The organism is Winogradskyella endarachnes, assembly GCF_009741275.1.
GTDB classification, from domain to species: Bacteria; Bacteroidota; Bacteroidia; order Flavobacteriales; family Flavobacteriaceae; genus Winogradskyella; species Winogradskyella endarachnes.
This window is the reverse complement of record NZ_WOWS01000006.1, coordinates 18,560-41,616: the sequence shown is the minus strand read 5'-3', so window position 1 is coordinate 41,616 and position 23,057 is coordinate 18,560. Positions and strand designations below refer to the sequence as shown.

Here is a 23,057-nt window from a genome sequence, read left to right as displayed (position 1 = left end):
TAAATAGGAGAATTAATTTTTACTTTTTGGTAATTCTACAAAGAATTTGCTGCCAACGTTTTGCGTGCTCTCAACCCATATGTTACCGTTATTTAGTTCTACTAAATCTTTGGCAATAGTTAAGCCAAGCCCTGTGCCTTTTTCGTTTTTGGTACCTACAGTTGTAAAGTTTTTGTGCGAAGCAAACAACTTGTCAATATGCTCTTTAGCTATACCAACACCAGTATCTTCAATACAAATTAATGTTTTGCCATTAATTTCTTGGTTAGAAATAGTGATTACATCTCCAATTCTACAAAATTTAACCGCATTAGTTATTAAGTTTTGAATTACAATTTCTACCATGCTGCGATCAGCATAAACAAAACCGTTTTGAGACTCGTCTATAAGCACAATGCGTTTATCTTCAACTTTTTGTTCTACTAAAGCTATTTTAGTATCAAACACGTCTTGAATATTAAATAATTCTGGTTTTGGTTCTAAGTTTTGAAGTTGAGATTTAGACCAGTTTAACAAATTATAAAGTAGTGAATTTGCATTATTGGCATTTTCACTTAGTTCAGGTATTAATTCGTAAAACTCTTCTTTAGAAATACTATCATCCTTTAACAAATCTAAAAATGCTTTAATAGAGGAAATTGAATCTTTTAAATCATGAGATACAATAGAAAACAGTTTGTCTTTAACTTGGTTAACTTCTTCTAAATGATGTGTTTGTTCTAGTATAGCTTCGGTTCTTTCTTGTTCTTGGTTTAATTTTTTCTTTTGTTTTTCGAGTTCTTTTTTATAAGATTTTGTTTGAGATAAATTATATACTAATAGACCAAGTGCCAATGCCAAAGCAACAATAAGACCATAGAGAAGGATAGAGTTAGTACTCCAAGATTCAGTAGTTTCTGGTTGCTCAATGATGTTGTTCTCAGTTAACTCACTCGTCTCTTTAATAGGTTGTTCTACTATTAATTCTAAAGGATTAACATCTGTAGGTAAAACAGGTTGATTTATTCTAGATAAAGAATCTTTAAGACTGTAAAATTTATTTTGCCAAAAAAATGCATTTTGAAAATAGCCACGTGTAGAATCTAAAGCCATATGTAGCTTATAATTCTCTAAAAGTTCTGATTTATTATTTGTTTTTTTTGCTATTTCATAAGCTTCGTTAAGCTGTCTTTCTGCTAATTTTACTTTTTTATTTTGTAAATTTAAGTTACCTACCGCATTTAGTGCTCTAAGTAGGCCTTCTTTGTTGTTTTGTTTTCGGTTGTATTTTAAACCTTCTACTAAATACTCTGTAGCTTTATCATATTCTTTAAATCGTAAATACTCACTTCCTAATTTAGGTAAAATTTCACCTCTTAAATCTTGGTCTGTTTTAGGGTTTAGAATATCTAATGCTTTCTCGTAATATTCAATAGCTTTTCTATGCTCTTTTAATAAAGAGTATAATTCAGCAATGTTTTTTGTAGACATTTTAATGCCATGTTTATCTTTAATTTCTTTATTAACCTCTAAAGCTTTAAAGTTAAACTCAATTGCTTTATCTATTTGATGTGTTTTGTAGTACGCCTCTGCGAGATGATGGTAAGCTGTGGATAGCTCTTTTTTAAGATTTTGCTTTTCAAAAATAGAAATTGCTGATAATGAATTTTGTAATCCTACTGTATAATTACCACGTTTAATTTCTAACAATCCTATATTATTACTCACTTTAGCAACACTTAAGGTGTCTTTGAGTTTTAAATAGAATTCTCTAGACGTTTCGTAATTATTTATTGCATTATAATAATCATGCTTTTCTGCAAGAATTCGGGCTTTAAGGTAGGTGGTTTGGGCGAGTCCTTTGGTATAATTTAAGTCTTTAGAAAGCGTAGAAGTCTTATTAGCAAAAAGTAAGGCTTTGTCGTATTCTTTAATTTTAAGAAGTTCATTAATGAGTACTAACGAGCCCTCTACTTTTGTAGAGTCTGCGTTTTGATATGCTAATTGAACAGTTAGTTCATCTATTTTTTCATTTTGAGAAAAAATAAAAAACATCATAAGACAAGCAGCAAAAGTGAGTACCTGCTTCATCTTAAAATAGCATTAAAACGAATTGCGATGTTTTGTTGTGAAAAACTCTTATTGAGGGAAATAAAAAGTAAGTTGACACAAAACAATAACAACTTAGTTATAGTTTCATCATTAAGTTCCATTAATGTTTGGGACATTAAATTAATAGCAAGTCAAAAGTGCTATTATGTATACAAATATGCTAATTATTAGGATTTAATACATATTTATTAGACAAACGGTTAAATATTATAGTGTCTAAAATTCGTATTTCGATAAACTGCATAAAAAATTGGTAGTAATGCGGTTTTGTAGATGAAATATTTCTCTAGATAAAATAACTGATTTAGAGTTTGTTGTATTACAAATTATTGTTAAAAATGGCTATTAAATATGAGAATAATTAAGTGTAATCATAGCTGTAATAAAACAATAAAACCTCTATCTTTGCAACCGTTTTTAAATGCCAAAATAGAATAGAATATGACGCTTCAAGAGACTTTAGAATTACATGTAAAAGCAGCAATTAAAGCTTTGTTTCAATCGGAATTAGAATCGGTAGAATTTCAAGCAACAAGAAAAGAATTTGCAGGAGATATTACGGTTGTTATATTTCCAATGTTACGTGTGGTTAAAGGAAGCCCAGTTGTTATTGGTGAGCAAATAGGTCAGTATTTATTAGATAATGTAGATTTAGTTAAAGGATTTAATGTTGTAAAAGGATTTTTAAACATTGAGATAAGTGATTCTTATTATCTAGATTTCTTTCAATCCGTAAAAGACAAAAGCAATTATGGTTATGCAGAGCAGAAGAATGATAATGCCATAATGGTAGAATATTCATCGCCAAACACTAATAAACCTTTACATTTAGGACATGTAAGAAATGTGCTTTTAGGCTATAGTGTTGCGGAAATATTAAAAGCTTCGGGTAAGAAAGTTTATAAAACTCAGATTATTAATGATAGAGGTATTCATATTTGTAAAAGTATGTTGGCATATCAAAAATTTGGTAAAAATGAAACACCAACTGAAGATTTAAAAGGTGATAAGTTAGTTGGGAATTATTATGTAAAGTTTGATCAAGCATATAAGGCTGAAATCGCAGAATTAGTAAAACAAGGTCAGTCAGAAGAAGACGCAAAAAAGAATGCGCCTATATTATTAGAGGCACAAGAAATGCTAAGAAAATGGGAAGCAGGTGATGCGTCTGTTGTAGCACTTTGGAAAAAAATGAACCAATGGGTTTATGATGGTTTTGATGTAACTTATAAAAACATTGGTGTTGATTTTGATACTTATTATTATGAAAGTAACACTTATTTATTAGGTAAAGAATTTGTTGTAGAAGGTTTAAAAACAGGTGTGTTTTATACTAAAGAAGACGGTTCTGTATGGTGTGATTTAACCGAAGATGGATTAGATGAAAAAATCGTTTTACGTAGTGACGGAACTGCTGTTTATATGACGCAAGATATTGGTACAGCAATTCAAAGAATTAAAGATTATCCAGATGTTGGCGGAATGGTTTACACAGTAGGTAATGAGCAAGATTACCATTTTAAAGTGTTATTCTTAATTTTGAAGAAATTAGGTTTTCAATGGGCTAAAAACCTATTTCACTTAAGTTACGGTATGGTAGATTTGCCAAGCGGTAAGATGAAAAGTAGAGAAGGAACTGTTGTAGATGCTGATGATTTAATTCAAGAAATGGCAGATACAGCAGAAGAAATTTCTAAAGAATTAGGTAAGCTAGAGGACTATAATGAAGATGAAAAGAAAGCACTTTATAAAACCATTGGTTTAGGTGCTTTAAAATATTACATCTTAAAGGTAGATCCTAAAAAGCGTATTTTATTTGATCCAAAAGAGTCTATAGATTTTCAAGGTAATACAGGGCCTTTTATTCAATATACATTTGCAAGAATTCAGTCTATTTTAAGAAAAGCAGAAGCAGATAATGTGGCCAAAACTACAATTGATGACGCTATTGTAATGCACGAGAAGGAGAAGCAACTTATAAAACAATTAGAATTGTTTCCAGAGATTATTAAAAATGCAGCAGAGCAACATAGTCCGGCTTTAATTGCAAATTATACTTATGATTTGGTAAAAGAATTTAATTCGTTCTATCAAAACATATCCATTTTTGGAGCTGATACAGAAATAGAAAAAAGCTTTAGAATTGATTTGTCTAGGTTAGTGAGTTATACTATAAAAAATGCATTTAAGGTCTTAGGTATTGAGGTGCCTGAGCGTATGTAAATACGTAATTCTATAGCTTTTTAAGGCTATTTTATTTGGTTAAAAAATTATAAAAAATCATCTAAGATTTTTTTTGTAACTTACTAAAGCTAAATAAAATACAACAGTTATGGAAAAATCTTACACATTAAAAAATTACGCAAGTGCATTTATTTCAATTTTCTTTTTAGCATTTTCTCTCAATGCTCAATCTGATTTTGTGGAATATAACGGAAAGGTTATTGATGGACGTACTAATAAATCTCTAGAAGCCGCAAGCTTAAATGTTAACGGAACAAATATTAGTACCATCTCAAATTCTGAAGGTAAGTTTACTTTAAAAGTACCAAAAAATTATTCAGATTCTAAAGTGAAAATTTCACTTTTAGGTTACAATACTTATGTGATACCTTTATCTCAATTAACTAATGGTAATACTGTAAAACTATACGCAGCAGTAACGGAATTGTCTGCAGTTAGTATCTCTACCTATAAAGACGCAAAGAGTTTAATAAAAAAAGTATTCAACGATAATAACGATAACTTTAAAAATGAGTCTGTCTATATGACGGCGTTTTATAGAGAAACCATAAAGCGAAGAAATAGAAATGTTTCATTAACAGAGGCTGTTGTAAATATTTTGAAAGAACCTAATAGTTCTAAGAGTCATGATGCTATTCAGTTAGGTAAAGCTAGAAAAAGTACAGATTACAAACGTTTAGATACCGTTTCTGTAAAATTACAAGGTGGGCCATTTTCAACGATTTATTTGGATATAATGAAGTATCCCGAATATATATTTAATGAAGAAAATATTAATTTTTATCAATTTAGTTTTGATGCACCATCAACGCTAAATAATAGAAATGTTTATGTGGTAAATTTTCTGCCAACAAATAAAGATTTAAAAGTAAACTATGTTGGTAAACTCTTTATCGATGTAGAAACTTTAGCACTTGTTAGTGCAAATTATGCTTTAGATTTAAGTGATGTAAACCGAACCAAAAATTTATTGGTAAGAAAAAAGCCAAGTGATATAGAAGTTTACCCTTTAGAGGCAGTATATAAAGTTGATTATAAAGCTAAAGATGGTCAATGGTATTATAGTTATTCTAATTTGAGTTTGTCGTTTAAAGTGAACAAAAAACGCGAACTATTTAATAAAGTATACACCTTATCTAGTGAAATGGCTGTAACTGATTGGGAAGTTAATACGGAAGCTAAACGTATAAAAAATAAAGATAGGTTAAGACCAACAGTAATAATTACAGATGCAATTTCTGGTTTCTCTGACCCTGATTTTTGGGGAGAGTATAATCTTATAGAACCAGATAAATCTATAGAATCTGCTATTAATAAAATTAGAAAAGGTATAGAAAAGCAAGAGCAACGTGAAAATGCTAAAACAATAAACGGCAGACCGTAAAATGCATAATTGTTTTTCTACTAAACGCAGTTGAAAAATATTAGGTTAGAGAGTACTAATATTATTTTGACTGCGTTTTTTTAATACCTAGACATAAAGCAGTTACGTTTTTAATAAAGGTCTTTGTGTTCTAAAGCTTGTATAATATGAGCTATGTGATGATTGCTGTGCCAAGCGTAAATACCAATGGTTTCTTCTAAACTAAAACGTTTGCCATGTTCTGGGTGAATAAACTCTAGTTTTAAATCTGATTGGCTTAAGCTTTTAAGTAATACGCCTAATTTTTTATGAACACCTTTTAGAATTAAAATTGAATCTTCAATGGGTTCAGTATAATCAACTAATTCTGCAAAACGATCTTCAAAATAAGGTCTAATAGTTGGTGTTTTTTCAGTAAGGGTTATTTTAAACCGTAACAGGCTGTTAATATGGCTATCTGCACAATGATGAACGACTTGTTTTATGGTCCAGCCATTAGGTCTATATTTGTAGTTAAGTTCCTTCTCTGAGAGATTTTTAGTTAGGTTAATAATAGTTTTTGGTAAAGCTTCAATATCCGCAATCCAGCTTTTTATATGGTTAATAGTTATGCTTTCTGGTTTTGTAAATTCGCTAATTGGAAATTTTAATTTGTATAATTCTGATTCAGTCATAATTATTAATTTTTTGTTTTAAAATTAAACCTATAAACGTAACCTAAACTCAATTCTGTAAAATCGGCCTGCCCAAGATTAGCATTAATATGTGCACCAATATAAAGGTTGTGTTTTGGCGCTTTGTTTGTAGACCAAACATAATATTTTAAGCCCATTCTTGCAGAAACGGTTCGTTTTATTTCGTAATACCAATCTAGCTCTCCAAGAACTTCAATAGTTTCGTTTTCAGCATTTTCAAAAGAATATCCTTTGTTAAGTTGCCAATCTATTTTGTAAAAAGGTTTGTAAATGTTTAAACCTAAATCTAACTCAATACCTATATGACTTATTAAAAGCTCTGAAGTAGCAAATAGCCCAAAAGCGGTAGCATAACCAAATGGATTTTTAGTGTAATGTGGTACTTGCTCTGCTACTAAAGCTTCATTATTATTTATATAATTGTAATAATGCTCATAGAATCTGTAATAAAATCCACCGCCAAATTTAAAGGTGTTATTAATAATTTTTCCTGCAGAAGCAGCCATAGAGTAGACTTCTTTTTTTGAGTTAAATTTTTCAGATAACACATTTTGTCCTATACCTAATCTAAAGTCTAAAAAGGTTTGAGATTTAGGTTTAAAATTATGGGTCTCTATGTTTAAAGCAGTTTTTTTTCTACCGTCTATTTTTGCAGAAATACTTGTTGCTAAAGAGTTGAGTCCTTGGTTGGGTAGTTTAGTGTGTCCATTAGAATGGTGTAAAAACCCTAAGCCAAATCGCCAATCCGTGGTTTTGTTTTTAAACACATCATAATATAAAAATGAACGGAAAGACCAATTAATTTTTGTGGTTATTGCTCTGTTAAATTCATTTGAAATTTCATTGTATTGTGTGTCTATGTAAGAACTACCAAAGCCAACATGGAGGTTGAGTCCTTTAATTTTTTGTTTTAAAATTGAAAATTCTATGAAAGGTAAAATGCTATATGCATAACCAATATTTTCAGAATTACCAAAGTCTGTAAAACCTAAAGAAACTCCTACGTTTGGGTAGTTTAATCTAGAAGCCCATTCTTTATCTGTGTTATTATTATACCAGCCAAGACTGAAAAATAGGTCTTTTTGAAGTTTAGTATCTGGAAAATCTGTATTAGCTTCTAACGTTTTACCAATTATAATTTCAGGATTAAAAAAAACCATTGAAGTTTTAGAGTGATCAGTTGTTTGTGCAAAACAATTCTCATATAAAACCATAAAAGTTAATATTATAAGGAAACTTATATAGTTTTTAATATACATATGATGCCGTTGGTTGGTATTGCAATTATACCATTTTAATGCTTAAAAATTAAGTCTAAAACTAAAGTTGGGTGTAATTTTTAAAGAACGATTATCAATTTTTATTACAGAACCGTCTTCATCTAAACTATAATAACGGTTAATAATATTGGTTTGGTTAAAGATATTCCAAACCGAAGCACCTATGTTTGCTTTAATGCCCTTTGATAATTTAAAATTATATATCGCAGAAATATCTGTTCTAAAATAACTAGGTAAATTAGAGTTGTTAGGCGTATCATACTCTATGTTAAAATTACTTTGGTCTTGTGTAATAGAAGGCTCGGTGTATGGTCTACCAGAATGCCAGTTAATACCAAAACCAATTTTAAAATTACCCATACTATAAGTAAGCGACGTATTTACTACATGTTGTAAATCTATAGTATTAGGAAAGGCATTTCCGTTATATAAATTCTCAAAATGATAGTTGTTTTTACTAAACGAATAGCTTAGCCATGTGCTAAAATTATTAATACGTTTATTAATAAGAAAATCTAAACCTTTAATAGTATAAGAGCCAATATCGTTGCTAAATTGAAACTGATTTTGAAACCCTTGACTTTGAGCACTAATATTACTGACGTTTTTGTAATAACCTTCAAAAGAAATTAATAAGTTGTTTTGATTGTAACTTAAACCAGCTGAAATCTGTTGACTCTTAATTAAAGGATTATTTGTGTCGTTAGCCAATTGCCATCTGCGTTTTTCTACGCCTAAGAAATCTTGTTGTAAATCTATAACTTGGCTAATTGACTGACTTTTTAATTCGCCTAAAACTTCTAGCCTAAAATATTCTGATAGTTTTTGATTAAAAGCAAAACGAGGTTCAATAAAAAGTTCCTGTAGTTTATCAAAATAACTAATTCTAGCACCAAAACGTACATGTGTGTTTTTGGATTTTGAATAACGTTCTACTTCTCCAAATATAGCATGTGTTCTTATAATTTCTTTTTTTAAACTGATGAAGTTTGGGTTGGTAACGTCTTCAAAATCTGTAACACCAACTTCATTAAATTGATAACCAACATTTACATTTAAGCTTTTATTTACGGCGTTAGAAATATCAATTCTTAAACCATAATCTTCAACAATATTTTCTTGCTCTAAGGTCTGATTGCTCGTTATATTATTGTTTTTAGCATCTAAATCATAGTTAGAATAATAAATTTGAGAGGATAAGTTAAGACCTGGTTTTAAAAGTTTAGAGTAATTAATACTTGTACCAAAACTAACTTGTTTAAGGTTACTGTTGGTTTCTTGTAAGTCATTTTCACTTGTTATATAAACTTGCTTATAATCTAAGTCGTTGTACATGTTAAGAAAGTTAACTCTTAATTTAGTGGTATTATCAATATTATATAGAAATTTGGCATTAATATCGTAAAACAAAAAGCGTTCGTTTAAGGCTAATTGAGAGTTGTTGTCTGTGTTAAATTCAGAATCTCTAAAAATTCTATCAAAGTAAACATCATATGTCTTTGAAACTAATACATCTGTAAAAGACCGTCTCAACGCTAATTGTAGTTCTGTTTTTTTTGTCAGTTTTAGTTTAGTGAAACCATCAACACTTAACATATTTCCTCCAATACCAGAGCTGCTTTTTAGACTTAATTCATCAGAATTTTGTATAGCAATAGTGCTAGATACTGCATTACCAAATTTAGCACTTGTACCATTTTTAGAAATTGTTATTCCTTCTGATAAATAAGGGTTGAAGGCAGAAATTAAACCAAAAAAATGTCCAGATTGGTACATTCTGATGCCCTCATACAGTATGAGATTTTGGTCGTTGGTACCACCTCTTACATTTATATTAGAAATACGTTCATCTACACTAACAATACCAGGAAGGTTCTGTACTATTTGTAATACATCTGGTTCAATTAAACCTGGTAATATTTCAAATGCTTTTTTGTCGGCTTCAATGGTTCCGTTATTGGTTTTAGATAAACCTTTTGTAAGGTAATTAGTTACCACTACTTCTTCTAATAGTTGAATGCTGTTTTGTACATCTAAAGTATTATTTGGTGTTATGGCTATAAAACGGTCGTTTAAAACTTTAAAATTAAGTTTTGTAACAAGTTGTAGTTGAGTAATTGCTTGCTGTAAAGAAAGTTCAGGATATAAGGGAGAAATGAAAATTTCTTCAATGGTTTTAGTTTCAAATGAAAATTTCACATTGTATTTTTCTTCTACATCTCTAAGAATATGAGCGAGTGATTGTTTTTCCTGTTGCTCTTGGCTATGCGTTTTGCTACAGAAGTAAATGGTTAATATGAAGAAAATTAAACAAAGTAATTTTTTACTCACGCTTTAATAAAATAGATTGTCCTGATTTACTATAGCTTAAATTTAATGGTATTGTTACAGATTTTAAGGCTAAATCTAAATTATTATGTGTAAAACTTCCTGTAAATAAACGCGAGGTATCAATATCTTCTACATTAATACTTACATTGTATTGATTCTTTATCTCAGTAATAACATGTTTTAAAGCGACACTTTTAAAGCTACTTTCGCCATGCAACCAATTGGGTTGCACAGCGTTTTCTTTTTCATTTGCAAGTAGTTTCCCATCAATAAACGCGAAAGTTTGTCCTGGTTTTAATGTAATAGTTTTATTGTTATGTGTTACGCCAACTAATCCTTCATAACATGTAACTTCAAAATAAGACTCTCTCTCTTTTACATTAAATTGAGTTCCTAAAACAGTTACAGTACCAGATGATGTTATTACATCAAATTGTTGACCTTTGGCAACTTTAAAAAATGCTTCACCATTTAGTTTTACTTCTCTATTATCTGCCCAACTGTTCTCATTAAAAGATAATGAGGAATTTGCATTTAATTCTACTGTGGAGTTATCTGGTAATGCAATTGTATTCTGTTCTGCTACAAAAGTATTTATTTCTGTATCTAAATTAGATGTATAGATGTATACACTAAGTGCAATAGCTACCACAGCGGCAATTCTTAACAACGGTTTTAACCATTTTTTAGATGAAGATTGCTCTGGTTTAAGCTGCGGTTTTAAAGTTCTATAAGATTTTTCTACAGAGAATTTGGGTGCTTTAAAACCTTTAAGGCTTGCATCCATTTTAGTTAAATTGTTATAATCCTCTAACAGCTTAAAAGCTTTTTGCTCTTCAGTGTTTAGGTTGTTATCTAACCATTTTTTTATGAGTTCTTCTCTATTCATAATATATTTTCAAGTATATAACAGCTATGTTCCAAAAATCCCTACCTTTTTTAGTTTGAAAGTTTGAAAGTTTCTGAGTTAAAAAGTTTCTGTTAAAACTCAATTTTTTAATTATGCTTCACGCTTCACAGTTCACACTAAATCCCATCAATCTCTTTTCTTAATTTTTTTAAAGCACCATAAATTCGTTTTTCAACACCTTTTACAGATATATCTAGTAATTCTGCAATTTCTTTAAATCGTTTGCCTTCAACTCGGTTCATTAAAAAAGCCACGCGTTGTGCCTCAGTTAAATTACTAATGGCATTTTGTAATTTTATATGGTATTCTTTTTCTTGTAATACAAATTCTGGTGTTTCATTAGTAGTTGTTTTCTGTGGTTCTAAATGATGTTTTAAAACTACTTTTTTGTGAGCAATAACATTTAGCATTAGATTATTTGCCGTAGTGAATAAGTAACTTTTTGCTTTATCAGGGCTTATTTTACTACAATTCTGCCATAGCTTAATAAAAGCCTCTTGTACTTGGTCTTGCGGATTTAAATGGTCCCCAAATTTGTAGTATAAAAAATCGTGGAGATTTTTTGAATGCCTTTTATACAAACGCTCAAATAATTGTGATTCGCAAATATGGTCTTGTAAAGGTTTGCTCATAGTGTTTATTAGGTGCCACAAATTATAAATAATATTTTAATAATTTAAAGTAGGGATTTTTACTTTTAAACTGTTATATAATAAATAGTTAAACTAGCTTTACAATGAAATCAGTATTTAGGTGTCTTGTTCTTTTTATCCTTTTTGGGGTTTTATTTTTAACATCTTGTCAAGATGAAGTATCTGATATAGAAACTTTAGATGAGCAAGAAACCATTGTGCCAAATTCATCTTTGGCTAATTTAATGAGCAATGTTGCTACTAACAATGGCGCGGTAGATGATTTTTTAGATAATGCAAGTTGTTTTTCATTAGAATTACCAATAACAGTTATGGTTAGTGATGTAACTATTGTGATTGAATCTGAGGCCGATTTAGAAGAACTAGAATATTTATTTAATGATGTTTCTGTAAATGATGATATCTTAGATTTTGTGTTTCCTCTAACTATTATCTTTAGTGATTATAATGAATTTGTAATAGAGAATGAAGACCAACTTCAAACCTTTATTAATGAATGCGTAGAGGATGATAATGATATTATAGAATGTGCAGATTTTGTATATCCTATTTCGTTTTCTGTTTTTAATTCAGATTTTAACCTTGTTGAAACTGTTGTTATTGACAATGATCAAGCGTTATATCTGTTCTTAGATGCATTAGAAAATGATGAAAATGTTTTAATTGTAAGTTTAAATTTTCCGGTAACTTTAGAATATAATAATGGAGATACAATTGAAGTTACATCAAACAATGAGTTAGCAATTGCTATTGAAGGTGCAGAACAGTTTTGTGAAGATATTACAATAAATTGTGTTGAAGATGATATTCTTTTAGGTTTAATAGAATGTCCTTGGGATTTTACGGATGGTACAGATAACTATGATAGTTACCAATTAATATTTAACTCTAACGGTAGTTTAGAAATATCAGAAGGTATGGCTACTTCTGCCATTGGAGGTTATTGGGAATTGTCGTTAACTGATGATGGTATTGTATTAACCATATCTCAATTAACGGCTTTTCAAGATAGTTTAGAAGGCGAGTGGTTGGTTGTATCTTGTAACATTGATGATTATTCTGTAAATGAGCTCACTTTATTGCAAGGTAATCTAGAGCTTTATTTAGAACAAGATTGTTCGGATAGTGTTTTTAATTGCTTCGGTAATTTTGAAATTGTAGAATGTAACCAGCCAAATAATACTCCTGTTTACAACTTAAGTGCAAATACAATTGGTTTAGTAGATTGTACAGAATTTTATTATCCGTCATTCCACGAGACTTTAATAGATGCAGAGACAAATACAAACGCCATCTCAAATACAGAATCTTATGCTACATTAGCTTCTGAGGTTTATTTAAGAATAGAATCTGAAAATGGAAATTATCAAGTTTTCGTTATTTTCTTAAATACCGTAGACTGTAATTATTTTGAGTGTTTTCAAAGTTTTGATGCCGTTTTAGAAACCTGTTATACAGATGCAACTGTACTTTATGAATTTAATCTCGAAATAGCATTTGCAAATTGTACTCCAAGTGCAGATTATGTATCTTATTATGTAACGCAATCAGATGCAGAAACAGGAGTGAATCCTATTTCAACGCCTTGGGAATATACTACAGCAGAGTTAAATTCTACAGTTTATGTGCAGGTAGTTATCAATGATGTGTATGAGATTTTTCCAATTCAACTAAACGTTATTAATTGTAATGCTGGAAGCTGTACCGAAAGTGATATCGATGGAATATTAACCGAGTGTATCTGGAATGTAACTTATTACAACGGAAGCGATAATCTTAGCGATTATAATTTTCATTTTGAAGAAAATACAGGTGTCGTTGTAATATATAATGACTCAACAACAATAGATGCAACATGGTCTACATCGCAACCAAACGATGGTGTAATTATAGAATTCTCTAATGTTGCAGGTCCAAATATTCAAGCCATTAACGGAAGTTGGTTAGTTGTAGAATGTACCGCAGAACAGTTGGTTTTACACAATGTTAATGATAGTAGTAATGAAATTGTTTTAGATAGAACATGTAATTAATGATAATACTAAAAGTTAGTAATTTTAGTAAGTTATGTTGAAGAGGAAAGAGTCACTCACCATTTGTGGCTCTTTTTGTATATAAAATTATTAACTATTAATTTGAATTTTTGCCTGTAATTAACTGCTACTGCAACTGAAAAACTAATTTATAAACACATTAGTAATTCACTCATAAATTCTTAAATTTGCAACTTATTAAATATTACAGACTGCTTACTTGCAGACTGCAAACTGAAGACTAAAAACATGTTCAATAATTTAAGTGATAAGTTAGATAAAGCGTTACACGTATTAAAAGGTCATGGTAGCATTACAGAAGTAAATGTTGCTGAGACATTAAAAGAAGTAAGACGTGCACTTTTAGATGCCGATGTTAACTTTAAAATTGCAAAGGAATTTACCGTTCGTGTAAAAGAAAAAGCACTTGGCCAAGATGTATTAACCACATTACAACCAGGTCAGTTAATGGTAAAACTTGTTAAGGATGAGTTAACCGAATTAATGGGAGGAGATGCTGAAGGCATTAATCTTTCTGGTAAACCGAGTGTTATTTTAATGTCTGGTCTTCAAGGTTCTGGTAAAACTACTTTTTCTGGTAAACTGGCCAATTATTTAAAAAACAAAAAAACAAAAAAACCTTTATTAGTAGCTTGTGATGTTTATCGTCCTGCAGCCATCGATCAATTACATGTTGTAGGTGACCAGATAGGTGTTGAGGTATTTAGTGATAGAGGAAATACGGATCCTGTTGCAATCTCACAGGCTGGTATTGCACATGCAAAAGCCAATGGTCATAATGTTGTGATTATTGATACAGCTGGTCGTTTAGCCGTAGATGATGAGATGATGACAGAAATCTCTAACATTCATAAAGCTATTGAGCCACAAGAAACTTTATTTGTTGTAGATTCTATGACAGGTCAAGATGCGGTGAATACAGCAAAAGCCTTTAATGATATCTTAAATTTTGATGGTGTTATCTTAACTAAATTAGATGGTGATACTAGAGGTGGAGCTGCAATTTCTATTAAATCTGTAGTTAATAAGCCAATTAAATTTATTGGTACTGGCGAAAAGATGGAAGCGATTGATGTATTCTATCCTTCTCGTATGGCAGATCGTATTTTAGGAATGGGAGATGTAGTTTCTTTAGTTGAACGTGCTCAAGAGCAGTTTGATGAAGAAGAAGCAAGAAAACTTCAGAAAAAAATAGCTAAAAACCAATTTGGGTTTGATGATTTCTTAAAACAGATTCAGCAGATCAAGAAAATGGGTAACATGAAAGATTTAGTAGGCATGATTCCTGGTGCAGGAAAAATGATGAAAAATATTGATATAGATGATGATGCTTTTAAAGGAATTGAAGCTATTATTCATTCTATGACACCAGAGGAACGTTCTAACCCATCAGTTATAAATGCAAGTCGTAAAAAGAGAATAGGAAAAGGGTCTGGTACATCTGTACAAGAAGTAAATCAACTCTTAAAGCAGTTTACGCAAATGAGTAAAATGATGAAGATGATGCAAGGTGGTGGCGGAAAACGCATGATGCAGATGATGAAGAATATGCCTAGATAAAGTTTACAGTATTAGTCTTCTGTAGTTAGTTTTATGATATAGAACTCAGAAGGCTTTTTTAATAGTATTTAATCAATTAGAGCTTTGCGCCATAGCGTCTTTGCAAGAAAACAATAACCAAAAGCATGACAATTTTAGACGGAAAAAAAGTAAGTAACGACATTAAAAACGAAATCAAAGCGGAAGTTGATAAGATGAAAGCTAACGATGAAAAAGTACCACATTTAGCCGCAGTTATTGTTGGTAATGATGGTGCAAGTTTAACTTACGTTGGCAGTAAAGTTAGAGCCTGTGAACGCGTAGGTTTTGAATCTACAATGGTACGTTTATCTAATACCACAAGCGAAGTTGAGTTACTAGATAAAATAGACGAGCTTAACAATAACGACGATATCGATGGTTTTATAATTCAATTGCCTTTGCCTCCACAAATTAATACGCAAAAAGTATTAATGGCTGTGGATCCAAATAAGGATGTTGATGGATTTCATCCAATGAATTTTGGTAAAATGTCATTAGACATGTCCACCTTTATACCTGCAACACCGTTTGGTATTTTAGAGTTGTTAGATAGATACGAAGTTGAAACAAAAGGTAAGCACACCGTTGTAATAGGTCGTTCTCATATTGTTGGCCGTCCTATGAGTATTTTAATGGGAAGAAAAGGTTTTCCAGGAAATTCTACAGTAACACTAACGCATAGTCATACAAAAAATATAACGCAGATTACGTCTCAAGCAGATATTATAATTTCTGCTTTAGGAATACCTAACTTTTTAAAAGCAGAGATGGTTAAAGATGATGCTGTTATAATAGATGTTGGTATTACAAGAGTACCAGATGACTCTGAAAAAGGCTATTACATTACTGGTGATGTAGATTTTGAAAATGTGAGTAAAAAATCTAGTTTTATAACACCAGTACCAGGAGGTGTTGGACCAATGACAATTGCTATGTTGTTAAAAAATACATTAATAGCAAGAGAGCGTCATAGAAATGGTAATTAATATTGAATTCTATAATAGAACAAAACGGGAATAATTTAAATTATTCCCGTTTTTTATTTGAGAAAATTAATGATTTTAATGAATACAGTTTACTTAGCAAATAACTGACTCTTATCTTTAAACGCTTTAAATTCTAATGCATTTCCAGAAGGGTCTTTAAAAAACATAGTGGCTTGTTCTCCTATTTGTCCTTCAAATCTAATATAAGGTTCTATAATAAATGAAATGTGTTTAGATTTTAATAATTCTGCAAACTCTTCAAACGTTTTCCAGTCTAAAACAACACCAAAATGTGGTACAGGAACATCTTTTCCGTCAACGGCATTTGTATGAGTTTCTTCTTCGGATTTAGGTTTATAGTGAATGACTAATTGGTGACCAAAAAAATTATAATCTACCCAATGGTCGCTGCTTCGTCCTTCTTCAAAATTTAAAACATTAGTGTAGAAATCTCTACATGCAGATAAATTTGAAACCGGAATTGCTAAATGAAAAGGAGATATAGCCATAATTAGCGTCTATTTTTTCTTGGAGTAATAAGATTTTCCTCATAAGTTTTTTTAGAATCACTTATAAGATCTTGTAATGTTGCAAATTCGTCTTTTGTTAATTCTCTATACTTTCCAATAGGCATATCTAGCTTAATATTCATTATTCTAACACGCTTTAAGGTTTGTACTTCGTAATTAAGATATTCGCACATTCTCCTAATCTGTCTGTTTAAACCTTGCGTTAAAATGATGCTAAACGTAAATTTGTCTATTTTTTTTACAACACATTTTTTAGTGCGTTTCCCTAAGTCTTCAAGATAAATTCCTCCTGCCATTCGTTCTATAAAGGTTTGAGAAATAGGAATGTCTACAGTAACAATATATTCTTTTTCGTGATTATTGCTAGCTCTTAAAATTTTGTTTACAATGTCACCATCGTCGGTTAAAAGAATTAAACCTTCACTGGGTTTGTCTAATCGACCAATAGGAAAGATACGTTTTGGGTAGTTTATGTAATCTATAATGTTATCCTTTTCTACACGAGTATCTGTAGTACAAACAATACCAACGGGTTTGTTAAACGCTAAATAAACAAAGTCTTGTTTGCGCTCGCCAATGATTTTGCCATCAACTTTTACAACATCCTCAGATGCAACTTTTGTACCCATTTCTGGGATAACATCGTTTATGGTAACTCTTCCAGCTTCTATTAATCGGTCTGCGGCTCTTCGAGAGCAATAACCAGCTTCGCTGAGGTATTTGTTAAGGCGTTTTAAATCTTCTGACATATTGCAAAAGTACAACAAAGATTAGTGATTTATAAACTCAATAATCTTTGGTGTTAGAGAAACATCTTTTAAGCCATGGCCAAAACCTGTTGTGGTTATAAATTCAGAGTTTTTATAGCGGTTAGCAATTAATTGTCCGTCTTCATAAGGAATAATTCTATCCTTTTTATCATGAATTACTAAGCCTTTTACATTGATAGTCTTGCAAAAATCTGCTGTAGAAAAATAGGAGACAGGATGCCCAAAACGGTCTAAAACAATTTTGTCTAAGCCTTTAGAAATTTTATTGTTGTAACCCATCATTTCTTTATACCTGCTAAAGACACCATAAAAATGAGCAGGTGCCCCAAGCAATATCATTTTTTTTACTGAGGGTAAATTGTTTAGGTGTTTACTAAAAACACTTGCCATACCACCAACGGAATGTCCTATTAAAACTTCGGGTTTAAATTTTAAAACAACTTCTTTTATAAATTCAGAGTATAAAACAGCGTTAAATTGTTTACCATGAGAACGTCCATGTGCTGGAGCATCTAATGCAATAATGTTATAGTCTTGTTCTTTTAAATCTTTTAAAATGTATGCCCAACGCGATGCGTTACTTTCCCAGCCATGAGCTAGTAAAATTGTTTTGCCGTTACCTACCCAACGATAGGTGGCAATTTCCATATTGTTATAGGTGATTTCTTCAAAAAAAGCAGATTCTACAATATGTTTTTGGTGGTCGTTATAACGTCCTTTTCTTGGCGATGCAAATAAGGATAAGGCTTTTTTTGTAGCCATTTTAGACGAAACAAAACTTGTTACATTAAGCGCTTTTCCTATTGTTTTTAATACTTGGCTACTCATATTTATTTGTCTTCCCTATTTACAGAATCTATTGAAAATGCAGGTAAGCAAATAGCTAAATATTCACAAGGTTCTGTAAAAGGATTGGAGTATTGTAGTCTTGTGTTTTTTTCAACCTTAATAGATTGACCAGCTTCTAAGATAATAATCTCGTCATCTATTATAAATTGTTTTTTACCTTTTATTATAAAGGTGTATTCATCAAATTCTGGTGTTTGAAACGGCTCAGACCAACCAGCAGGAGCAACCATATGAGCAATACTAATTTGTGAGTTACCATCTGAAGCATTTCCAAAATGTTCTTTAATTATTTTACCATCTTCTGTAGGAACTACAAAAGGAGAATTCTGAATTTTATATTTTTTCATTTTAGCTTACTACTTACCAGTGAATCATAAAATATTTAATTTTCGCTTTTTCTGGAATTTGAATGGGATCAATAGTCATATCCATATCAAAACGCATACTTGCAGGTAGTTCTTTTTTATCAATAGTAAATGAGGCATTAATCTCGTTTACAGAAACGACAATTACATTTATAAGATTATCTACTTTAGAAATTTTATATGCTGCTTTTATGTCTTTAAAAGTACTTAGTGCAGAAATGTTTTTCTCTGTCTTATAACGGTCGTCTATAATACGAACACTGGCAATTACAGATGTAGAATCTAAAGCTTCTCTTGGTGATAAGTCTAGTAGTTTTTTACCACCTTTTTCAAATATTTCAATGGTGTTTACAGAGCCTACAAATTCATCGCCAGCAATGTAGCGTACTACAGAATCTTTACTAAAAATAGTTTCTAATTCTTTTACTTGTGTAGAATCTGTAAGTAAGCCAATATGGTCTTTTTTAATTAAAAATGGATCTACTTCTTTTGTATTACAACTCGATAACAGAATTGCGCAAATTAATAAAGTGAATAATGAGTTTTTCATGTTTTGTTTAAGAGTTGTTTTTAACTCTATTTTTTTGAGTTATTGAAGATTTGGTTTTTAATTATTTTATCATTTTACTTAAAATACCTAAAACACCTCTTATTACAGTAGCGCTTGTTAGTACCTTAACTAAAGGATTCATAGCTGTGCTTTTTCTTCTGGTAGTACTTGTTTTTCGTTTAGACTGGGCACGTTTTAAAGCTTCTTTTTCTTCTTTAGCTTTTTGTTTAACTTCTTCTGCTTCTGCTTTTTCTATTTTTTCATTAAGCATTTCATAAGCACTTTCTCTGTCAACTTCTTTATTGTATTTTTTTGCTAATTGAGATTGTGCTAATAAAGCACTAAGTTCAGATTCAGTTAATATATCCATTCTACTCATAGGTGCACGCATCATGGTTGCTGCCAACGGTGTTGGTTTTCCCTTTTCATCTAAAGCAGAGACTAAGGCTTCACCAATACCTAAAGAAGTTAAAACCTCTGCGGTATCATAATATGCTGTGTCAGGATAATTTTGAGCGGTTAACTTAATCGCTTTTCTATCTTTTGCAGTAAAGGCACGTAAGGCATGTTGAACTTTTAAGCCTAATTGTCCTAAAACCGATTCTGGTATATCTGTTGGGTTTTGTGTTACAAAATATAAACCAACACCTTTACTTCGTATTAACTTTACTATGCTTTCAATTTGATTTAATAAAGCACTAGACGCTTCGTTAAAAATTAAATGTGCTTCATCAATAAACATAACTAATTCTGGTCTTCCGCTATCACCTTGTTCAGGGAAGGTAGAATAGATTTCGGCTAATAAACTCAACATAAATGTTGAAAATAATTTTGGCTTATCTTGTATGTCTGTTAAACGGATAATGTTAATGTAACCTTTTCCGTTTTCATCAATGCGTAATAAATCTTGAGTATCAAATGAGGTTTCTCCAAAGAATAAATCACCACCTTGTTGTTCAATTTCAATTAATTTTCTAAGAATTGCACCGGTTGATGCCGTTGAAATACGACCATAAGCTTCTTCAAATTCTTTTTTGCCTTCATTTGTGGCATATTGTAAAATTTTCTTAAAGTCTTTAAGATCTAACAACGGTAATTTATTGTCGTCACAATACTTAAAGATAACAGAGATAATTCCGGCTTGTGTTTCGGTAACATCTAAAATTCTAGAAATTAAAACAGGCCCAAATTCACTAATTGTAGCTCTTAGCCTTACACCATCTTGTTCAGATAATGTCATAACTTCAACAGGGAAACCTTTTGCTTCAAACGGTAAGCCAATTTTTTCGTGACGTTCATCAATTTTTGCATGGCCAGGACTTGGTTTTGCTAAACCACTTAAATCTCCTTTAATATCCATTAACAAAACCGGAACCCCTTTTTCAGAAAGATTTTCAGCTAAAACTTGTAATGTTTTTGTTTTGCCTGTACCAGTTGCTCCTGCAATAAGTCCATGTCTGTTCATGGTTTTTAAAGGAACATTTACAAAAGTATCTGTAATTGTTTCTCCTTCTAGCATTGCTGAACCTAAAGTGATATAATCACCCTTAAAGTTGTTTCCTTCGTTAATATCTTTTATGAAAGTTTCAGTATTCTTCATTATTTAGAAAATTTGGTTAAAAATAATGTAATTTTATTAAGTTTAAAACGAAATTACAGGAAGTCCTAAATTCATTATTCAGTGTTTAAGGTATAGCAAAAGCTGAAACTTGAGTGCACGTCTATTTAATTAATTTTTTTTAAAATAAAACGGGGACTGATGGCTCGCAATACTTTATGACTTTGTTTGCTTGTTCATAATTTAAAATTTCTCTTTTTTTACTAAAAACAGCAACGGTGACTGTAAACTAAATAACTATCTTTGCACTCTTATGACGAGAAGAGAAAGACAAGAATTAATAGATAAAGGATTATTGCTTCCATTAATGGAGGAATTTTATACCATACAAGGTGAAGGTTTCCATAAAGGTACTGCGGCTTACTTTGTAAGAATAGGAGGTTGTGATGTTGGTTGCCATTGGTGCGATGTTAAAGAGAGTTGGTTAGCAGAATTGCATCCTCCTACAGAAACCCAAAAGATTGTAGAAAATGCTGTAAAGTATAGTGATACTATTATTGTAACTGGTGGAGAGCCTTTAACTTGGGATATGGGACCATTAACTACACAGTTAAAAGCAAAAGGTGTGCAGACGCATATTGAAACTTCGGGAGCTTATCCATTATCTGGTGAATGGGATTGGATTTGTCTGTCTCCTAAAAAAATGAAATTACCTACCCAAGAGGTTTATGAAAAAGCCCACGAACTTAAATGTATAATTTATAATAATGACGATTTTAAGTTTGCAGAAGAACAAGCTGCAAAAGTGAGCAAGGATTGTATTTTATATCTTCAACCAGAATGGAGTAAGCGCGATAAAATGATGCCTAAAATTGTAGACTACGTAATGGCTAATCCTAAATGGAAAGTGTCTTTACAAACGCATAAGTATCTAAATATACCTTAGAATTTATTAAAATGTAATTTTGGCATAGAGATTGAGTAATGAATAAAAACTAATTTAATCATTATGAAAAATTTTACCCAAAAACTTCTTATTACCTTAACATTTATTTTTTTCTCAATTTTAAATACTGATGCACAAGTAAGAATTGGTGGAGGTGTAGAAATAGATATTAGAGTTGATTTACCAGAGATTATAGTAAAACCGGCACCAAGAGAAAATAAGCCAGTGCCTAAACCTAAACGTCCTATAATTATTAAGGAGCGATTACCAAAAGAGGAACCATGTCATTGCAACGTAGAAAGCTATGGCCAAATAATGCATCAAAATAATGGTAGAGTTGACTATTCTGTAGTTGATGGTTTTATTAATTATTATGAAAACAGTGAAATAGATTTAGTGTTTAATTTAGAATCGGGTGACCAAATGATGATTACTGTTTTAGAATTGAATTCTAACGATTATAATTTTCATTATAACGCAAATAGACAAAGTAATGCTATTTTAAATGTTAGTATAAATGGTGTTGATGTTGCATTAAATAGTGGAGCTGTAGCCTTACAACCAACTAACGACGGTTATAATATAGTGTTAAACCTTCATTCTGCATTTGATGGAAGTTTTCATGGTACTGTGAATTTGTAATTAATTAAAATTAGTAATAAAAAAGCACCTTAATATTTTAAGGCGCTTTTTTATTTTATAATAAGATGTAATTACATTGTAAATGGAATAGCAACTCTAACGGTTCCCCAACCTAAATGCATGCTAACACCATTATCGTTATTGTTAAAAGCAATTGAGAATGCTTCTAAAGATTCCTCTCCTTCTGTTACAGGTACATTTATACGTGCAACATCGTTTTTTTCATTATAAGAATAACTTCCCCAGCTATTAAGGTCACTACTTATAATTGCGGTCCAATTTGAAGCTTCAGGAATAATGAAAAAAGAATATGTTCCGGCCTTTATTACCGTGTTATCTAGTTTTACATCTTTATAAAATGTAATTTCTGCAGCTTCATTTGCGCCTACACGCCAAACTTTACCTTCTTTTACTAAGTCCTCTACGGAACGTCCTTTTAGTTGTGGACGACTGTATACTATTTTTACTAATTTATCTGGGGCTTTATGAGCACTTGGATAAGAAGCTGCATCCATTGGGCTTTTGTCTAATCCTTGAAAATCTTGTGCATTTAACTGAAAAGAGAACAACATGGCAATTGCAAAAGTTGCAGCAGAAATAAATTTAAAATGTTTCATAATATTTAGTGTGATTTTTCTGCTAAAATTAGCAGATATAAA

At 30.9% G+C, this 23,057-nt stretch carries 20 protein-coding genes; 7 read left to right on the top strand and 13 right to left on the bottom strand.

Features of this window, described 5'->3' with window-relative positions; translation table 11 throughout:
- Positions 1 to 12: 12 nt before the first annotated feature.
- Positions 13 to 2,070 (bottom strand): tetratricopeptide repeat-containing sensor histidine kinase, encoded by a 2,058-nt coding sequence (locus tag GN138_RS13610; RefSeq protein WP_157364559.1) that lies wholly within the window; start codon positions 2,068 to 2,070, stop codon positions 13 to 15.
- 462 nt (positions 2,071 to 2,532) lie between these two features.
- Here GN138_RS13610 and argS point away from each other — a divergent pair, with 462 nt between their 5' ends.
- Both argS and GN138_RS13600 read left to right on the top strand, forming a co-directional pair.
- Positions 2,533 to 4,314 carry an arginine--tRNA ligase gene (argS, locus tag GN138_RS13605; protein WP_157364558.1) on the top strand — a complete coding sequence of 594 codons (1,782 nt, stop codon included), beginning with the start codon at positions 2,533 to 2,535 and terminating at the stop codon, positions 4,312 to 4,314.
- A 109-nt stretch (positions 4,315 to 4,423) separates the two neighbouring features.
- Positions 4,424 to 5,719, top strand: a complete 1,296-nt coding sequence (locus GN138_RS13600) for a carboxypeptidase-like regulatory domain-containing protein (protein ID WP_157364557.1) — start codon at positions 4,424 to 4,426, stop codon at positions 5,717 to 5,719.
- Between the two features lie 110 nt (positions 5,720 to 5,829).
- Here GN138_RS13600 and GN138_RS13595 read toward each other — a convergent pair whose 3' ends face one another.
- The 5 genes from GN138_RS13595 to GN138_RS13575 form a co-directional block, all read right to left on the bottom strand.
- Complete coding sequence (locus GN138_RS13595; RefSeq protein WP_157364556.1) at positions 5,830 to 6,372, bottom strand: YfiT family bacillithiol transferase; 543 nt, start codon at positions 6,370 to 6,372, stop codon at positions 5,830 to 5,832.
- A gap of 5 nt (positions 6,373 to 6,377) precedes the next feature.
- Positions 6,378 to 7,607 carry an acyloxyacyl hydrolase gene (locus GN138_RS13590; protein WP_197429355.1) on the bottom strand — a complete coding sequence of 410 codons (1,230 nt, stop codon included), beginning with the start codon at positions 7,605 to 7,607 and terminating at the stop codon, positions 6,378 to 6,380.
- An 87-nt stretch (positions 7,608 to 7,694) separates the two neighbouring features.
- On the bottom strand, positions 7,695 to 10,004 hold the full coding sequence (locus GN138_RS13585) for a TonB-dependent receptor domain-containing protein (RefSeq protein WP_317162760.1): 2,310 nt from the start codon (positions 10,002 to 10,004) through the stop codon (positions 7,695 to 7,697).
- Positions 9,997 to 10,893 (bottom strand): FecR family protein, encoded by an 897-nt coding sequence (locus GN138_RS13580; RefSeq protein ID WP_157364554.1) that lies wholly within the window; start codon positions 10,891 to 10,893, stop codon positions 9,997 to 9,999. The genes GN138_RS13585 and GN138_RS13580 overlap by 8 nt, the downstream gene beginning before the upstream one ends.
- Before the next feature lie 137 nt (positions 10,894 to 11,030).
- Positions 11,031 to 11,546 carry an RNA polymerase sigma factor gene (locus tag GN138_RS13575; protein ID WP_157364553.1) on the bottom strand — a complete coding sequence of 172 codons (516 nt, stop codon included), beginning with the start codon at positions 11,544 to 11,546 and terminating at the stop codon, positions 11,031 to 11,033.
- 104 nt (positions 11,547 to 11,650) lie between these two features.
- Between GN138_RS13575 and GN138_RS13570 the strand changes: the two genes are divergently transcribed.
- From GN138_RS13570 to GN138_RS13560, 3 genes are all read left to right on the top strand, one after another.
- On the top strand, positions 11,651 to 13,600 hold the full coding sequence (locus GN138_RS13570; protein WP_157364552.1) for a hypothetical protein: 1,950 nt from the start codon (positions 11,651 to 11,653) through the stop codon (positions 13,598 to 13,600).
- Between the two features lie 249 nt (positions 13,601 to 13,849).
- Positions 13,850 to 15,181, top strand: a complete 1,332-nt coding sequence (gene ffh, locus GN138_RS13565) for a signal recognition particle protein (RefSeq protein ID WP_157364551.1) — start codon at positions 13,850 to 13,852, stop codon at positions 15,179 to 15,181.
- A 125-nt stretch (positions 15,182 to 15,306) separates the two neighbouring features.
- Positions 15,307 to 16,188, top strand: coding sequence for a bifunctional 5,10-methylenetetrahydrofolate dehydrogenase/5,10-methenyltetrahydrofolate cyclohydrolase (locus GN138_RS13560; RefSeq protein WP_157364550.1), 882 nt, complete (start codon positions 15,307 to 15,309; stop codon positions 16,186 to 16,188).
- Positions 16,189 to 16,277: 89 nt separating this feature from the next.
- Here GN138_RS13560 and GN138_RS13555 read toward each other — a convergent pair whose 3' ends face one another.
- The 6 genes from GN138_RS13555 to GN138_RS13530 form a co-directional block, all read right to left on the bottom strand.
- Positions 16,278 to 16,700, bottom strand: coding sequence for a VOC family protein (locus GN138_RS13555; RefSeq protein ID WP_317162762.1), 423 nt, complete (start codon positions 16,698 to 16,700; stop codon positions 16,278 to 16,280).
- The gene (rluF, locus tag GN138_RS13550) at positions 16,700 to 17,467 is read right to left on the bottom strand and encodes a 23S rRNA pseudouridine(2604) synthase RluF (protein ID WP_157364548.1); all 768 of its coding nucleotides are present in this window, start codon (positions 17,465 to 17,467) and stop codon (positions 16,700 to 16,702) included. Before rluF ends, GN138_RS13555 begins: the two co-directional genes overlap by 1 nt.
- A 21-nt stretch (positions 17,468 to 17,488) precedes the next feature.
- The gene (locus tag GN138_RS13545; protein ID WP_157364547.1) at positions 17,489 to 18,316 is read right to left on the bottom strand and encodes an alpha/beta fold hydrolase; all 828 of its coding nucleotides are present in this window, start codon (positions 18,314 to 18,316) and stop codon (positions 17,489 to 17,491) included.
- Between the two features lie 2 nt (positions 18,317 to 18,318).
- Positions 18,319 to 18,684, bottom strand: a complete 366-nt coding sequence (locus GN138_RS13540; protein ID WP_157364546.1) for a cupin domain-containing protein — start codon at positions 18,682 to 18,684, stop codon at positions 18,319 to 18,321.
- A 13-nt stretch (positions 18,685 to 18,697) separates the two neighbouring features.
- A complete protein-coding gene (locus GN138_RS13535; protein WP_157364545.1) occupies positions 18,698 to 19,252 on the bottom strand; it encodes a hypothetical protein in 555 nt (184 codons plus the stop codon).
- 61 nt (positions 19,253 to 19,313) lie between these two features.
- Positions 19,314 to 20,852 (bottom strand): helicase HerA-like domain-containing protein, encoded by a 1,539-nt coding sequence (locus tag GN138_RS13530; RefSeq protein ID WP_157364544.1) that lies wholly within the window; start codon positions 20,850 to 20,852, stop codon positions 19,314 to 19,316.
- A 271-nt stretch (positions 20,853 to 21,123) separates the two neighbouring features.
- Here GN138_RS13530 and GN138_RS13525 point away from each other — a divergent pair, with 271 nt between their 5' ends.
- Together GN138_RS13525 and GN138_RS13520 are read left to right on the top strand one after the other, a co-directional pair.
- The gene (locus tag GN138_RS13525; protein WP_157364543.1) at positions 21,124 to 21,756 is read left to right on the top strand and encodes a 7-carboxy-7-deazaguanine synthase QueE; all 633 of its coding nucleotides are present in this window, start codon (positions 21,124 to 21,126) and stop codon (positions 21,754 to 21,756) included.
- A 63-nt stretch (positions 21,757 to 21,819) separates the two neighbouring features.
- Positions 21,820 to 22,398: a hypothetical protein gene (locus tag GN138_RS13520; RefSeq protein WP_157364542.1), complete on the top strand. Its 579-nt coding sequence runs from the start codon at positions 21,820 to 21,822 to the stop codon at positions 22,396 to 22,398.
- A gap of 71 nt (positions 22,399 to 22,469) precedes the next feature.
- Here GN138_RS13520 and GN138_RS13515 read toward each other — a convergent pair whose 3' ends face one another.
- Positions 22,470 to 23,015 (bottom strand): DUF2911 domain-containing protein, encoded by a 546-nt coding sequence (locus tag GN138_RS13515; protein WP_157364541.1) that lies wholly within the window; start codon positions 23,013 to 23,015, stop codon positions 22,470 to 22,472.
- Between the last annotated feature and the right edge of the window lie 42 nt (positions 23,016 to 23,057).

Excerpts from the sequence above, each read along its gene's own strand:
- GN138_RS13530 (WP_157364544.1), bottom strand. The coding sequence starts at position 20,852 with ATGAAGAATACTGAAACTTTCATAAAAGATATTAACGAAGGAAACAAC.
- rluF (WP_157364548.1), bottom strand. The coding sequence starts at position 17,467 with ATGTCAGAAGATTTAAAACGCCTTAACAAATACCTCAGCGAAGCTGGT.
- GN138_RS13600 (WP_157364557.1), top strand. The coding sequence starts at position 4,424 with ATGGAAAAATCTTACACATTAAAAAATTACGCAAGTGCATTTATTTCA.
- GN138_RS13535 (WP_157364545.1), bottom strand. The coding sequence starts at position 19,252 with ATGAAAAACTCATTATTCACTTTATTAATTTGCGCAATTCTGTTATCG.
- GN138_RS13610 (WP_157364559.1), bottom strand. The coding sequence starts at position 2,070 with ATGAAGCAGGTACTCACTTTTGCTGCTTGTCTTATGATGTTTTTTATT.
- GN138_RS13560 (WP_157364550.1), top strand. The coding sequence starts at position 15,307 with ATGACAATTTTAGACGGAAAAAAAGTAAGTAACGACATTAAAAACGAA.
- GN138_RS13515 (WP_157364541.1), bottom strand. The coding sequence starts at position 23,015 with ATGAAACATTTTAAATTTATTTCTGCTGCAACTTTTGCAATTGCCATG.
- GN138_RS13525 (WP_157364543.1), top strand. The coding sequence starts at position 21,124 with ATGACGAGAAGAGAAAGACAAGAATTAATAGATAAAGGATTATTGCTT.
- GN138_RS13580 (WP_157364554.1), bottom strand. The coding sequence starts at position 10,893 with ATGAATAGAGAAGAACTCATAAAAAAATGGTTAGATAACAACCTAAAC.
- ffh (WP_157364551.1), top strand. The coding sequence starts at position 13,850 with ATGTTCAATAATTTAAGTGATAAGTTAGATAAAGCGTTACACGTATTA.
- GN138_RS13590 (WP_197429355.1), bottom strand. The coding sequence starts at position 7,607 with ATGGTTTTATATGAGAATTGTTTTGCACAAACAACTGATCACTCTAAA.
- GN138_RS13570 (WP_157364552.1), top strand. The coding sequence starts at position 11,651 with ATGAAATCAGTATTTAGGTGTCTTGTTCTTTTTATCCTTTTTGGGGTT.
- GN138_RS13545 (WP_157364547.1), bottom strand. The coding sequence starts at position 18,316 with ATGAGTAGCCAAGTATTAAAAACAATAGGAAAAGCGCTTAATGTAACA.
- GN138_RS13520 (WP_157364542.1), top strand. The coding sequence starts at position 21,820 with ATGAAAAATTTTACCCAAAAACTTCTTATTACCTTAACATTTATTTTT.
- GN138_RS13575 (WP_157364553.1), bottom strand. The coding sequence starts at position 11,546 with ATGAGCAAACCTTTACAAGACCATATTTGCGAATCACAATTATTTGAG.
- argS (WP_157364558.1), top strand. The coding sequence starts at position 2,533 with ATGACGCTTCAAGAGACTTTAGAATTACATGTAAAAGCAGCAATTAAA.
- GN138_RS13540 (WP_157364546.1), bottom strand. The coding sequence starts at position 18,684 with ATGAAAAAATATAAAATTCAGAATTCTCCTTTTGTAGTTCCTACAGAA.
- GN138_RS13595 (WP_157364556.1), bottom strand. The coding sequence starts at position 6,372 with ATGACTGAATCAGAATTATACAAATTAAAATTTCCAATTAGCGAATTT.